Raw genomic sequence first — 14,414 nt, forward strand, 5'->3', positions numbered from 1 at the left:
AGTATTCTTGACGCTTTTGTGTTATAATATGCACTGATTAAATAGAAAAGAAAGATGGGATACGATGAAAAAATTAATTAAATTAAATTATCATAGTGTTTTTAAATATGAAAATGATAAAGAATCATTTAAGTATAATGGTGCTGCTTTTTTAGAAGAGTTAGATGATAAGACGATTATTAGTTATGAAGATAAAACTAAAATTAAATTTATTTTAAAAAAGGATGAAGTTTTTTTACATAATGATGCAAGTGTTTTGCACTTACATAAAAATCGAGTTATACTAAACCATTATCAAACAGAATATGGTATTTTAAAACTACAAACAAGATTAATTAATTATGAATATGATAATACTATCAAAATAAAGTATGCTTTATATGATGGTATGAATTTAATAAGTGAGGTTTATATTGTATTGAATTATCAGATTTTGGAGAATTAGAAATGAAAATTTTAAAGCTTTTACAAAATCGAATCTTTGTATCGGTTACCTTAATATTATTACAGATTATTTTAATTTTTTTATTCATGCAGTTTATCTTTTTAGATGCTAAGGCATTAAGATTTTGTTCGATGATTATTAGTGCTTTAGTAACGTTATATATTATTAATAAAGATGACGATGATCCTAATTATAAAATAATCTGGTTAATTCCTATTTTGGTTTTTCCCGTTTTTGGTGGTTTATTGTATTTAGTTTTTGGTAATAAAAAACCGGCTAAAAAATTACAGGAAGCATATCGAAAACAAGATCAAGCGGTTAAACCATATCGTTATTTTAATGAAGTTCATAAAACAATTGGTGATGAGGTAGTTAGGGGCCAAGTAAATTATATTGTTGATGAGCAGTTTCCGGTTTATAAAAATAGTGAGGTAAAGTATTATTCTTTAGGTGACAACGCCTTTCCTGATTTATTAGATGAATTAAAAAAAGCCAAGTATTTTATTTTTATGGAGTACTTTATTGTCGAAGAAGGGGAAATGTTTAATCAGGTATTAGAAATCTTAAAGCAAAAAGTTAAAGAGGGTGTCGAAGTTCGTTTTATGTATGATGATATGGGTTCTTTAACGATGCTGCCATATCACTATTATAAAAAACTAGAAGAATATGGTATTAAATGTATTGCGTTTAACCATGTTGTACCGTTACTTTCTATTGTAATGAACAATCGTGACCACCGTAAAATTACGGTTATTGATGGAAATGTAGGTTTTAATGGTGGTTTTAATTTAGCGGATGAGTATATTAATGCTAAAGTTAAATATGGTCATTGGAAAGATACTGGTGTTATGATTAAAGGTGAAGCAGTCTGGAATTTAACACTAATGTTTTTAACGACCTGGAATGCTTCATTAAATCAAACCGAAGAGTATGATCGTTATCATCCACGTCATTATCCTTTGCCTGATATTAAACCAAGCGGATATATTTTACCATATGGTGATTCACCGCTTGATGATAAGCCGGTTGGTAAAAATGTGTATTTAAATATTATCAATCAAGCTCAGCGCTACTTATATATTTATACCCCTTATTTAATTATTAATGATGAGTTAAAAAATGCATTATGCTTAGCGGTATTACGTGGTGTTGATGTTCGAATTGTTACCCCAGGGATCCCGGATAAAAAAACGGTATTTAAAGTAACTCGTTCTTATTATGAGCCTTTAGTATTAGGCGGTGTTAAAATATATGAGTATACTCCTGGTTTTATGCATGGTAAAAATTTTGTTTGCGATGATAAGATTGCTACCGTAGGTACTATTAATTTAGATTATCGTAGCTTGTATTTACATTTTGAATGTGGTGTATATATGTATGATGTTGCGGCCATTAAGGATATTAAAGAAGATTTTTTAAATACAATTGAACTTAGTAAAGAAATTACTTATGATGATGTTTTAAGAGGCCGATTTAGAGGCTGGTTTGAAGCAATATTAAGATTATTTGCACCATTATTATAAATGGATTAGTTAATAATAGGAAGAATTGAAAAAGTGTTCAATTCTTTTTATTTGGGTGTTTAAAAATTACTCTTGATTAATTTTATTTCAATGATATTATTTTACAGTAGATTTGTGATAAAATTTTTTAAAAACATTGACTTAATGAGGGTTTAATGGTAATTTAATGAAGATATGTAAAAAGATTAAAGGAGGACAATAATGGCAGTTAATAAAATAGAAGCAACTTTAAAAGAAACGTTGAAACAAGCGATAATTTCGTGTGGTTTTGTTGAAGAATATGATCAAAATAGTATTGTAATTGAAATTCCTAAAGATAAAGCTCATGGGGACTATTCAACAAATTTAGCGATGCAATTAACAAAATTATTAAAACGCAATCCACGACAAATTGCTCAAGAAATAGTAGATGCAATTGATAAAGATAAAGCTCAAATTGAAAAAATTGAAATTGCTGGACCGGGGTTTATTAATCTGTTTTTAGCTAAAGATGCGATGACATCAATAATAAAAGAAGTTTTAACAGAAAAAGAAGCTTATGGTAGAAGCAATTATGGAAATGGAACTAAATATAATGTTGAATTTGTATCTGCCAACCCAACAGGAGATTTACATTTAGGACATGCTAAAGGAGCAGCGGTTGGAGATAGTATTTGTAGAATCATGTCGGCTGCTGGCTATGATGTAACTAGAGAATATTATATCAATGATGCTGGTAATCAGATTTATAATTTAGCGTTATCTTTATATGCTCGTTATCGTCAAGCTTTTAATCTAGAAGCACAAATGCCTGAAGATGGTTATTATGGTCAAGATGTTAAAGATATTGCCGTAAAGATAAAAGAAAGCGAAGGCGATAAGTATTTAAATATGCCAGAAGATGAAGCGATTGCTTTCTTTAGAAAAAAAGGAACTGAATATGAATTACAAAAAATCAAAGATATTTTAAAACAATTTAGAGTATCATTTGATGTTTGGTTTTCAGAAACTTCATTATATGAAGATAATTGCGTTGTTCCAACTGTCGAAAAATTAAAAGCAGCTGGATATACTTATGAAAGTGATGGTGCTTTATGGTTTAAATCAACTGAATTTGGGGATGATAAAGACCGTGTTTTAATAAAAAGTGATGGCAGCTATACATATTTAACACCAGATATTGCTTATCATTTAAATAAACTTGATCGTGGATATGAATATTTAGTAGACTTATTTGGTGCTGATCATCATGGTTATATTAATCGAATGAAAGCCGCTATTCAAGCATTAGGATATAATGCTGATCAATTAAATATTGATATTATTCAAATGGTTAGAATGATGAATAATGGTGAACCAGTTAAAATGTCTAAAAGGACTGGTAATGCGGTAACGATTCAAGACTTAATTGATGAAATTGGTGTTGATGCTACACGTTATTTCTTTGTATCTAAAGCAGCAAATACAACTTTTGATTTTGACCTTGCCCTTGCAAAATCTAAGTCAAATGAAAATCCAGTATATTATGCTCAATATGCTCATGCTAGAATGTGTTCAATTAAAGCTCAAGCAGCTAAATTGAATTTAGAATATAGTGATCATTATGAATTGCTTGTAAATCCAAAGGAAATTGAACTTGTTAAGCATATTAATGAATTTAGAAACATAGTTATAGATAGTGCGGTAAATAGAACACCACATAAAATTGCAAATTATATTCAACGTTTAGCACAATTATTCCATAGTTTCTATAATGAATGTTATGTAATCGATAAAGATAATCTTGAATTAAGTAAACAGAGATTAGCATTGGTAGAAGCTAGTAGAGTTACACTTGCAAATGCATTAAACTTAATTGGTGTTAGCGCTCCAGAAAAGATGTAGGAGGATAGGTTAAATGGATAGTATGGATAAATATCGTGATATGTCAATGGTAGATGTTGCTTTTGAATTAATGTCAAAGAAAAAATCTGCAGTTAACTTCTTTAAGTTATGGGAAGAAGTTTGTCAGATGAAAAAATTTGATGAACAGCAACAAGCAGATAAAGAATCATTATTTTATACAAATATTACTTTAGATGGTCGTTTTATTACTGTAGGAGAAAATGCCTGGGATTTAAGAAGCCGTCATAAATTTAGTGATGTTCATATCGATATGAATGATATTTATAGCGATGATGAAGAAGATGATTCTGAAGAACCAGAAGATGATGTTGATTCTACAATTGAAGATGATTATAACTAGGGATTGAAGACAGATAAGAAAATAATTTCTTATCTGTTTTTTTAAATGCTATAATATAATTAAAAAGGAGGAACGAAAAATGAAGTATTCACAAAACAGGAAAGAATATCATCTTGATATTAAAAAAGGTGATGTTGGAAAATATGTTATCTTACCAGGAGATCCTAAACGCTGTCAAAAAATTGCCCAGTATTTTGATGATCCTCAATTAATAGCAGATAATCGTGAATATGTAACTTATACAGGATATCTCGATGGCATTAAAGTAAGTGTTACTTCAACTGGTATCGGTGGACCATCAACTGCGATTGCTATTGAAGAGTTAGTTAAATCAGGAGCAGATACCTTTATTAGAGTCGGGACATGTGGCGGTATGGAAATAGATGTAAAAAGCGGTGATATTGTTATTGCTTCTGGGGCTATTAGACAAGAAGGGACTAGTAAAGAATATGCACCAATTGAATTTCCAGCTGTTGGTAACTACACTATAATTAATGCTCTAGTAGATAGTGCTAAAAAAATGAAGAATATTAATTATCATGTTGGTGTTGTTCAATCTAAAGATTCTTTTTATGGACAGCATGATCCTTCAAGCAAGCCAGTAAGTTATGAATTAGAAAATAAATGGGAAGCCTGGTTAAGATTAGGGACATTGGCTTCAGAAATGGAAACAGCGGCTTTATACACAGTTTCTAGTTATTTAAAAGTTCGTAGTGCTACTGTACTTTTAGTTGTGGCTAATCAAGAACGAGAAAAAAAAGGATTAGATAATCCGGTTGTTCGTGATACTGATAAAGCTATTAAAGTAGCTATCGAAGCAATTAAATTATTAATTAAGCAAGATAAATTGGAGAGTGAATAATGATTCGAGAAGTAAAAGCTAGTGATTATCCAGCGATTGCGAAAGTTATGATGCGTGCTTTTGCTAATCCACCATGGAATGAAGATTGGGACTATTCAAGAGCGTATCAACGAATAGAACAACTAGATGATGGTAAGTATACTAGATGTTATGTTTATGAAGAAAATGAAAAAATCATCGGTGTTTTATGTGGAAAGTTAATTACTTATGTTAATGATTTAGAATTGATGATAGAGGATTGTTATATTGATCCTGATTATCAACGATTAGGAATTGGTGGTAAGTTGATGCAAGGAGTTGTTGATAGATTAAAAGAAGTAGATGCTTTTACCCTGCTTACTGGTCAAGGATTTTATAGTGTTGATTTTTATTTAAAAAATGGTTTTAAAATTGATAATAACTTAGTTTTAATGCGTAAAGAGTTAAAATAAATGCCATGGGGTTACCATGGCATAAATGTTTTTAAAGATGCTAGTAAAGTTAACCGATTATTTCATCTATCAAACCGTATTCTAAAGCTTCTATAGGTTCTAAGAAAAAATCACGGTCAGTATCAGCTTTAATTTTAGCTAAAGGCTGGTTAGTGTTTTGACTAAGAATTTTATTTAATTTTTCTTTTTGTTTTAAAATTCGCTTAGCGCTAATTTCGATATCGCTTGCTTGACCTTCATAAGCGCCTAGTGGCTGATGAATCATGATTTCACTATTTGGCAGACTACATCTTTTTCCTTTAGCACCGGCACTAAGTAAAAAAGCGGCCATACTAGCTGCCATTCCAATAACGATTGTAGATACATCACATTTAATAAAATTCATTGTATCATAGATAGCAAACCCAGCATTGATACTACCGCCTGGTGAGTTAATATACATATATATATCAGCAGTGTTATCAAGCGATTCTAAATATAATAGCTGTCCTACGATACTGCTTGCCATTTTATCATCAATGGTGCCAGTTAAAAGTATTATTCGATCTTCTAAAAGACGAGAATATATATCATAAGCATATTCACGCTGATTTGTTTTTTCAATTACTGTTGGGACTAAGTGCATTATTTAACCTCCTGTAATAAAGTATAGTTATTTAATTAGTAATTATTCATTTTTAATAAAGATTTTGATTAAGATTATTATTAATATTAAGTTTTTTATAAAATTTTGTAAGTTTTGAAAAAAAGATAGCAAAGATTAATTTTTGCTAAGAAAAAATTTTAACGAAACCCCTTTCACTGGTTGCTTTTCTTTAATTTCTGGAATATAATAATACCATAAAAGAACATTCAAGGAGGAATAAAAAGAATGGCAGTAAAAGTAGCAATTAATGGATTTGGACGTATTGGACGTCTTGCATTCAGACAAATGTTTGGTGCTGAAGGATATGAAGTTGTAGCAATCAACGACTTAACTGATCCTAAAATGTTAGCACACTTATTAAAATATGATTCAGCACAAGGTAAATATGCTTTAGCAGACACAGTAGAAGCTAAAGAATCTTCAATCGTAGTAGATGGAAAAGAAATCGAAATCTACAAAGAAGCAGATGCTTCTAAATTACCTTGGGGAGAATTAGGAGTAGACGTAGTATTAGAATGTACTGGTTTCTATACTTCTAAAGCTAAATCTCAAGCTCATATCGATGCAGGAGCTAAAAAAGTTGTTATTTCTGCACCAGCAGGAAATGACTTACCAACAGTAGTATTCGGTGTAAACGAAGGTACATTAACTGCTGATGATACTATTATCTCTGCAGCATCTTGTACAACTAACTGTTTAGCACCTATGGCTAACGCTTTAAATAAATTAGCTCCAATTAAATCTGGTATCATGTTAACAGTACATGCTTACACTGGTGACCAAATGGTATTAGATGGACCTCATAGAAAAGGTGACTTAAGAAGAGCTCGTGCAGCAGCTGTAAATATCGTGCCTAACTCAACTGGTGCAGCTAAAGCTATCGGATTAGTTATCCCTGAATTAAATGGAAAATTAATCGGTTCAGCTCAACGTGTACCTGTTCCTACAGGATCAACTACAATCTTAACTTCAGTTGTTGAAGGTGAAGTAACAGTTGAACAAGTTAACGAAGCTATGAAAGCAGCAGTAACTCCATCATTTGGATATACTGAAGAACAATTAGTATCTTCTGATATTATCGGAATGACTTATGGTTCATTATTTGATGCAACTCAAACTATGGTTAAAGCATTAGATAACGGAACTACTGAAGTTCAAACAGTTGCTTGGTATGACAACGAAAATTCATATACTTCTAACATGGTTAGAACTATCAAATATTTCGCTGAATTAACAAAATAATTAATTGAAACTTAATGCAAAGGCTGGTCGTTAGATCAGCCTTTTTCGTGGAGGTTAATAGGATGATTAAAAAAGTTGGAATTGTGGGCATGGGTGCTTTAGGATTGATGTATGGTAACTGGATCAAAGAAAATAATACTGATGTTGTAGTTGACTATATCATGGATAGTAAACGGCTAAAGCGTAACCAGGAAAAGACTTTTAGTATTAATGGAAATGTCGTTAACTGTAATATGATTGATGCTAATTTAGCCACTTGCTATGATTTATTAATTGTAGCGGTCAAAGCACCAGCTTTACAAAGTGCTTTGAAAGTAATGGAAAATGCAGTAGATAAAAATACAACAATCATCTCAGTGCTAAATGGAATAACAAGTGAAAAGATTATTGGTCAAAGATATAATGAACAGCAGGTTTTATATGCAATCGCTCAAGGAATGGATGCAGTAAAATTACAAACTGATTTAACTTATTCAACTAGAGGACATTTATTAATTGGAATAAAGGATGATAGCCAAAATGATAGATTAGAAGAATTAGCTTCATTTTTTGATCAATGTAAAATAGACTATTTTATCAAAGAAGATATATTGCATCATCTTTGGGCTAAATTTATGTTGAATGTTGGCATTAATCAAACATGTATGGTTTATAATACTAATTATGGTGGGGCTTTATTGCCAGGAAAAGCACATGAAACATTAATTAAAGCAATGCAAGAAGTAATCGAGTTATCTAGTTATGAAGGGATAGATTTAAGTGAAAAAGATTTAAATTTTTATTTGGATTTATTAGCTACCTTAGATCCTAATGGTTTACCTTCAATGGCCCAGGATGCTAAAAACAGGCGTTATAGTGAAGTAGAATTATTTTCAGGGACAGTAATTAAACTTGCTAGTAAACATCGCTTAGAAGTACCAATTAATCGTTTTTTGTATCAGCGGATAAAGGAAATTGAAAGTGAATATTAATTTTAACTAAGCATCGGTAATATTAACTGATGCTTTTATCATATTATAATGTTAGTTATTGAGATGATTATGTGTTATAATAGCTTATATGTCTAAAAATGCATTATTGTTCACTTTGATAGTTTTAATAAAACAATAGGCAGGGAACATATCAGGGAGAAACTTTAAACAGTTTGTGAAAGTGGCGGTGAATTAAAATGAGAATTATAAAGGTATTTAATAATAATAGTGTAGCAGCACTGTCTAATGAGTTAGGCGATATTATTGTAACTGGCTCAGGAGTTGGTTTTCAAAAGAAAATTGGGGATTTAGTTGATGAAAATAAAATTGAAAAAACTTATTTGTTTAAAGGTAAGGATCAAGAAAAATTAACAAAAGATATTGAAAATATGGCCCCTATTTATTATGAGATAACTAATAAAATTGTAAGTAAGGCTAATAAAGAGTTAGAAACAAAATTTTATGGTGAGATTTTTTTGGCGATAAGTGATCATATTGCTTTTGCGATAAAAAGAATTAGAGAAAATATCAATCTTCCTAATATTATTTTAAATGATATTAAAGCGTTGTATAAAAAAGAGTATCAAATAGGATTGTGGGCTCTTGATTATATTGAAAAGAAAACTAAAGTACGTTTGGAAGAGTCAGAAGCTGGATATATTGCTTTATATCTGGTTAATTTTTCAATGAGTGATAAAACTAATAATGTAGCTCAGGTTGTTACGTTAACTAAAGAGGTTTTAAGTATTATCAAAGAAACTATGGGAGTTGACTTTGAAGAAGATTCTATGAGTTATGCTCGAATAAGTATTCATTTAAAGTATCTAGCGGAACGTATTTTTCATGATGTAAAAGGTAATAGCAAAGATACAACCGCTAATATTCGCAAAATGTTAAAAGAAAATGAACGTTTAGCATTATGCATTGAAAAAATTGTAGCAATGATCAAGCAATGTTACAATTATGAATTATCGCCTGATGAACAGACTTTTTTAGCAATTCATATCAAAAATAATGCTGGAATATAAAAAATATGTTTGTTGACTAATGAAATTTGATTTGCTATAATTTTCAAAGAAAAGGATTGTTACTTTAAGTAGGCAAGACCAAATACAAAGTAAGTATGTTGAGACATGCTCTTTTGTGTTTGGTCTTTTCTTATGTTTTGTAACGATTCAAAAATTGAGAAAGGGACAATGGGAAAATGAAACTAAAAAAGAAAAGTTTGGCAGCGGTGTTAACATTTACCATACTATTCAGTTCACTTTTTAGCATTATTCCAGTAAAAGCAGAAGTAACAGATGGGACTAATTTAGCATTAAATAAAACAGTTACTGTTTCTGCTGAATATGGAGGTAATTTAGCTAAAGAGTATTTGACTGATGGTGATGAAGAAACACGCTGGTCAACCGAAGCAGACGTAACTCAATGGGCTTATGTCGATTTAGGTCAAGAGTTCGAAATGAACAAATTCCAAATGATTTGGGAAAGTGATAGCGTTTATGCTAAAGATTATAACATTTACGTATCTAATAATGTTGATGACTGGGGTGAACCAGTTATAACAAAAACAGATAATAACACAAAGACAAGTGAAGATATCTTAACTACAAAAGTAAGTGGAAGATACGTTAAGTTAGAAATTACTAGAATGCAAGGCTATCCAAATGTATCTTGTCGTGAATTTAAGATTTTCAATACTGATGAAAAATATCAAGATCCGACAACTAATGTTGCTTTAAATAAAACAGCGGTGGCTAGCTCTCAAGAAGCTGATAGTGTAAAAGCAGCTAATGCAGTTGATGGTGATACTACTTCAGGATCATCACGCTGGGGAAGTGCTATTGGTAATGGACCAGATTGGATCTATGTTGATTTAGGAGAATCTTTAAATGTTAATGTTGTTAAAGTTTTCTGGGAAAACCGTAAAGCAACAGCTTATAAGATTCAAATTGCTAATACCGAAAGTAGACCAAGTGAAGGTGATTGGCAAACAGTAAAAGAATTTTCTGATCATCCAGCATCAATTGATGAAAAAATTGTTTTAGATCAAGTATATAAAGCTCGCTATGTTCGTTTATATATTGATTCTCATACTTCACAAGATCCAGATGGTGGTGTTGCATGGAATACTGTTTCTATTTATGAATTAGAAGTATATGGTGGTAATCCAGATACTAAACCGCCTATTAGTGAAGTATTAAATGGTATTGAAGTTAAAACACCTGAAAAAGGTGATCAAAAATTAGAGGTAACTTTACCTGAAATTGAAGGTTATACAGTATCATATAACGGAACTGATTTTGAACAAGTTGTTGATGATGATTTGACTATCTATCAGCCAGTTGTTGATAAAGATGTCAAAGTTTCTTTCAAAGTTACAGATACTGATACAAATGATTATCGTTTTAAAGAAGTAAACGTAACGATACCAGGTAAGTATAGCAGTGATGAAAGTGATAATAGTGCTCCTAATGTTTTACCAGAGCTTGCTGAATGGAAAGGCGGTAATGGTGACTTTGTAATTGATGGAAGTACTAAGATTGTTTATCAAGATGATGCTTTAAAAGCTACTGCTGAAGCTTTAGCAAATGATTATGAAGAATTAACTGATAAGTCTTTAGAAGTTACTAAAGGTACAGCGGATAATGGAGATATTTCATTAGCATTAACATCTGATAAATCTCAAGGTTTACAAGATGAAGGATATTTAATGGAAATCTCAAATAATTCAGTTGCTATAACGGCACAAACAACAACAGGAGCTTATTGGGCAACTCGAACTATATTACAAAGCGTAAAACAAACAGGTGATATTCCTTGTGGAATTACTCGTGATTATCCTTTATATGAAATTAGAGGATTTATTTTAGATGTTGGTCGTAAAACATTTACGATGGACTTTTTAAAACAAGTAGTAAAACAAATGTCTTGGTATAAGATGAATGATTTCCAAGTACATTTAAATGATAACTTAATTCCAATTGAAAATTTAGAAGATCCAATGACTGCTTATTCAGCATTTAGATTAGAGTCTGATGTTAAAAAAGGTGGTAATGGTGGTTTAAATCAACAAGATTTAACAAGTACTGATTTATTCTATACTAAAGAAGAGTTTAAATCATTTATTAAAGAATCAAGAACATATGGTGTCAATATTGTACCAGAAATTGATACTCCAGCGCATTCTTTAGCTTTAACAAAAGTAAGACCTGACTTACGTCATGGTACTAATGGTCGTGAAAATGATCATTTAGCTTTACGAGATAAATATGATGAATCATTAAGTTTTGTTCAAAGTATTTTTGACGAATATATGAAAACAGATGATCCAGTATTCGATCAACAAACAACAGTACATGTTGGTGCTGATGAGTATAACGCTGATAAAGAATCTTATCGTAAATTCTCTGATGATATGTTGAAATATGTTCAAGATACTGGTAGAACAGCGCGTATTTGGGGAAGTTTAACACAATGTTCTGGAACTACTCCAGTTAGAAGCGAAAATGTTCAAATGAATTTATGGAACTTTGGTTATGCAAATATGGATCAAATGTATGAACAAGGTTATGATTTAATTAACTGTAATGATGGTAACTATTATATCGTACCAAATGCTGGTTACTACTATGATCGTTTAAATGATAGTACGCTTTATAATTTACCAATCAATAGTATTGGTGGTGTAACTATCCCAGCTGGTGATGAACAAATGATCGGTGGGGCTTTTGCAGTATGGAATGATATGACTGATTATTTAGAAAATGGTATTAGTCAATATGATGTTTATGATCGTATTGAAAATGCGATTCCATTATTTGGGGCTAAATTATGGGGTATCAATGATAACTCATTAGAAGAAGCTAATCAAATAAGAAATCAATTAGGTAGGGCACCAGGAACTAATTTTGATTATCAAGTTCCAACTGATGAAAATGGTGTTATTGCTCATTATAAATTAGATGATTTAAGTGGTTTAACAGCAGGTACTAACGCTGATATTACAAGTGTAGATGGTCGTAATGCTTTACAATTAAATGGTAAAGAAAGTTATGTAACATCTCCAATTGTAACTGCTGGTTTAGGTAATGATCTAAGAGTTAAAGTTAAAAGAACTTCTTCAAGTAGTGATGAGCAAATTTTATTTGAAAGTGATTATGGTTCAATTAAAGCAATTCAAAAAGATACTGGAAAAGTTGGATTTAGCCGTGAAGGTCGTGACTATTCATTTAGCTATGAACTACCAGTTAATGAATGGGTTGAGTTAGAATTTAAAAATGAAATAAATGTCACAAAACTATATGTTAATGGTCAGCTTATCGATACTTTGGGTGATGATGAACAAGTTGAAGGACGTCCATTAGTGGCAACAACTATGTTCCCACTTGAAAGAATTGGAAGTCAAAGTAATGCTTTTGTTGGATATGTTGATGATATTCGTTTATCAACAGAAAAAGAATTTAATTCAACAATGTCATTAGATTATGCAATGATTACAGCTCAATCAATTTTAGAAAATACTGAAAATGATGAGTTGCAAGCATTAGTTGCTGAAGGTAAAAAAGTAATCGATCAATTTGCACCAGAAGCAGCAGTTATTACAGATTTAACTACTAAGATAAATGATGTATTAAATACAATTGAATACAAAAAAGCTGATTATAGTCGTGTGGATAAATATTTAGCTTTAATAGCAGAAGATTTATCTATCTATACAGATGCTTCAATTAATAATTTAAATCAAGTAATTAATAGTATTCGTAGAGATTTACCGCTTGCAATGCAAGATATCGTAGATGGTTATGAAGCTAATCTAGCTAAAGCTTTAGCACAATTAGAATTAAAATCACAATTAAATATTAATTATGTAGATAATAAGCTATTAACAGCTTCAGCATCATCTTATCAAAAAGATGGTTCTAACCCAAGCAATGTTTTAGATGATAATCCTGCAACAATGTGGCATACTGATTGGAATATAACAACATTACCACATTGGATTGCTCTTGAAAGTCAAACACCAATTTCTATTAATGGATTAACTTATGTACCACGTCAAACTGGTACTAATGGAAATGTAACTTCATATGCTATTGAAGTTAGTGATGATGGAAATGACTGGCGAGTTATTAAAGAAGGCAAATTACCATCTGATTCAAGTACAAAAATCATAGGATTTGATGAAGTTACTACTACTCATGTTCGTCTTGTTTATAGAGAAGCTGAAAACGATAATGGTAGTGCTGCGGAAATTAAATTACATCGAGGTGATGTTCCGGCTGATTTAACTGGATTACAAGCAGCTATCGAAGCAGCTGAAGCGATTGAAAATATTGGTTATACAGGTGCTTCATGGCAAAATCTTCAAGATACTATAGCTGATGCTAAGGCATTATTGAATAGTGCAAATCCAGATCCTAATGATGTTGAAATTGCAAAACGTAATTTAAGTGCGGCTACAATGAAATTAGTATTAAAAGTTGATTCACGTCAATTAGAATCATTAGTTGACAGTTTTAAAGATTATAATGAAGATGACTATACTCCAGAGTCATGGGCTAATTTTAAAGCAGCTTTAGATGCAGCAAAAGCAGTTATTAATAACAGCGATGCTACTAAAGATGATGTTAATAAGGCATACCAAGACTTATTAGATGCTTCAAGTTTATTAGTAGAAGTCAATCATAAAGAAGGATTAGAATCATTGATTAATAAAGCTGAGTCTTTCGATTCTTCTAAATATACTGTGGAATCATGGGCTAAATTAGCAGAAGCTTTAAAATATGCAAAAGAAGTATTTAATAATGAACAAGCTACTAAAGAAGAAATTGCTACTGCAGTATTAAATCTAGAAACAGCAATTAATGGATTAAAAGAAATTGAAGGTAGTGAAGGTCAAAATCCATCAGACCCATCAACACCTTCAGTAACTCCAAAACCAGGAACAGATGATGATAAAGGTCAATCTGCAAAAACAGGTGATAATAGTCCAGTTTTAGCACTTGTAAGTATTAGTACTTTGGCTCTTGCAGGAATGTGGTTAGCTAGAAGAAAAGAAGATTAAAAA

The 14,414-nt window shown here is 31.0% G+C and carries 11 protein-coding genes; 10 read left to right on the top strand and 1 reads right to left on the bottom strand.

All coding sequences use genetic code 11. The features are described from left to right. Positions 1–64 precede the first annotated feature (64 nt). The 6 genes from B5E92_RS02080 (at position 65) to B5E92_RS02105 (ending at position 5,485) form a co-directional block, all read left to right on the top strand. Positions 65–445 carry a DUF1934 family protein gene (locus B5E92_RS02080; protein WP_087298764.1) on the top strand — a complete coding sequence of 127 codons (381 nt, stop codon included), beginning with the start codon at positions 65–67 and terminating at the stop codon, positions 443–445. Between the two features lie 2 nt (positions 446–447). Then, positions 448–1,968 (top strand): cardiolipin synthase, encoded by a 1,521-nt coding sequence (cls, locus tag B5E92_RS02085; protein ID WP_087298765.1) that lies wholly within the window; start codon positions 448–450, stop codon positions 1,966–1,968. 201 nt (positions 1,969–2,169) lie between these two features. Continuing rightward, a complete protein-coding gene (gene argS / locus B5E92_RS02090; RefSeq protein WP_087298766.1) occupies positions 2,170–3,831 on the top strand; it encodes an arginine--tRNA ligase in 1,662 nt (553 codons plus the stop codon). A 13-nt stretch (positions 3,832–3,844) separates the two neighbouring features. Next, on the top strand, positions 3,845–4,192 hold the full coding sequence (gene rpoE / locus B5E92_RS02095) for a DNA-directed RNA polymerase subunit delta (RefSeq protein WP_087298767.1): 348 nt from the start codon (positions 3,845–3,847) through the stop codon (positions 4,190–4,192). A gap of 79 nt (positions 4,193–4,271) precedes the next feature. Continuing rightward, on the top strand, positions 4,272–5,054 hold the full coding sequence (gene udp, locus B5E92_RS02100; RefSeq protein ID WP_087298768.1) for a uridine phosphorylase: 783 nt from the start codon (positions 4,272–4,274) through the stop codon (positions 5,052–5,054). Then, on the top strand, positions 5,054–5,485 hold the full coding sequence (locus B5E92_RS02105; RefSeq protein ID WP_087298769.1) for a GNAT family N-acetyltransferase: 432 nt from the start codon (positions 5,054–5,056) through the stop codon (positions 5,483–5,485). The genes udp and B5E92_RS02105 overlap by 1 nt, the downstream gene beginning before the upstream one ends. Before the next feature lie 49 nt (positions 5,486–5,534). Here the strand turns inward: B5E92_RS02105 and B5E92_RS02110 are convergent, their stop codons facing one another. Next, positions 5,535–6,110, bottom strand: coding sequence for an ATP-dependent Clp protease proteolytic subunit (locus B5E92_RS02110; RefSeq protein ID WP_087298770.1), 576 nt, complete (start codon positions 6,108–6,110; stop codon positions 5,535–5,537). A 246-nt stretch (positions 6,111–6,356) separates the two neighbouring features. Between B5E92_RS02110 and gap the strand changes: the two genes are divergently transcribed. The 4 genes from gap to B5E92_RS02130 all read left to right on the top strand — a co-directional run bounded on the left by gap (position 6,357) and on the right by B5E92_RS02130 (position 14,411). Further along, entirely contained in the window at positions 6,357–7,373 is a 1,017-nt protein-coding gene (gap, locus tag B5E92_RS02115) for a type I glyceraldehyde-3-phosphate dehydrogenase (RefSeq protein ID WP_087244524.1), read from the top strand. A 62-nt stretch (positions 7,374–7,435) separates the two neighbouring features. Further along, positions 7,436–8,344 (top strand): ketopantoate reductase family protein, encoded by a 909-nt coding sequence (locus B5E92_RS02120; protein WP_087298771.1) that lies wholly within the window; start codon positions 7,436–7,438, stop codon positions 8,342–8,344. Positions 8,345–8,541: 197 nt separating this feature from the next. Next, complete coding sequence (locus tag B5E92_RS02125; protein ID WP_087298772.1) at positions 8,542–9,372, top strand: PRD domain-containing protein; 831 nt, start codon at positions 8,542–8,544, stop codon at positions 9,370–9,372. A 176-nt stretch (positions 9,373–9,548) separates the two neighbouring features. Then, a complete protein-coding gene (locus tag B5E92_RS02130; RefSeq protein WP_087298773.1) occupies positions 9,549–14,411 on the top strand; it encodes a discoidin domain-containing protein in 4,863 nt (1,620 codons plus the stop codon). Positions 14,412–14,414: the final 3 nt, after the last annotated feature.

This window comes from Erysipelatoclostridium sp. An15, assembly GCF_002160675.1.
Classification (GTDB): Bacteria; Bacillota_I; Bacilli_A; order Erysipelotrichales; family Coprobacillaceae; genus Thomasclavelia; species Thomasclavelia merdavium.

Excerpts from the sequence above, each read along its gene's own strand:
- gap (WP_087244524.1), top strand. The coding sequence starts at position 6,357 with ATGGCAGTAAAAGTAGCAATTAATGGATTTGGACGTATTGGACGTCTT.
- B5E92_RS02080 (WP_087298764.1), top strand. The coding sequence starts at position 65 with ATGAAAAAATTAATTAAATTAAATTATCATAGTGTTTTTAAATATGAA.
- B5E92_RS02120 (WP_087298771.1), top strand. The coding sequence starts at position 7,436 with ATGATTAAAAAAGTTGGAATTGTGGGCATGGGTGCTTTAGGATTGATG.
- rpoE (WP_087298767.1), top strand. The coding sequence starts at position 3,845 with ATGGATAGTATGGATAAATATCGTGATATGTCAATGGTAGATGTTGCT.
- B5E92_RS02130 (WP_087298773.1), top strand. The coding sequence starts at position 9,549 with ATGAAACTAAAAAAGAAAAGTTTGGCAGCGGTGTTAACATTTACCATA.
- B5E92_RS02110 (WP_087298770.1), bottom strand. The coding sequence starts at position 6,110 with ATGCACTTAGTCCCAACAGTAATTGAAAAAACAAATCAGCGTGAATAT.
- B5E92_RS02125 (WP_087298772.1), top strand. The coding sequence starts at position 8,542 with ATGAGAATTATAAAGGTATTTAATAATAATAGTGTAGCAGCACTGTCT.
- B5E92_RS02105 (WP_087298769.1), top strand. The coding sequence starts at position 5,054 with ATGATTCGAGAAGTAAAAGCTAGTGATTATCCAGCGATTGCGAAAGTT.
- cls (WP_087298765.1), top strand. The coding sequence starts at position 448 with ATGAAAATTTTAAAGCTTTTACAAAATCGAATCTTTGTATCGGTTACC.
- argS (WP_087298766.1), top strand. The coding sequence starts at position 2,170 with ATGGCAGTTAATAAAATAGAAGCAACTTTAAAAGAAACGTTGAAACAA.
- udp (WP_087298768.1), top strand. The coding sequence starts at position 4,272 with ATGAAGTATTCACAAAACAGGAAAGAATATCATCTTGATATTAAAAAA.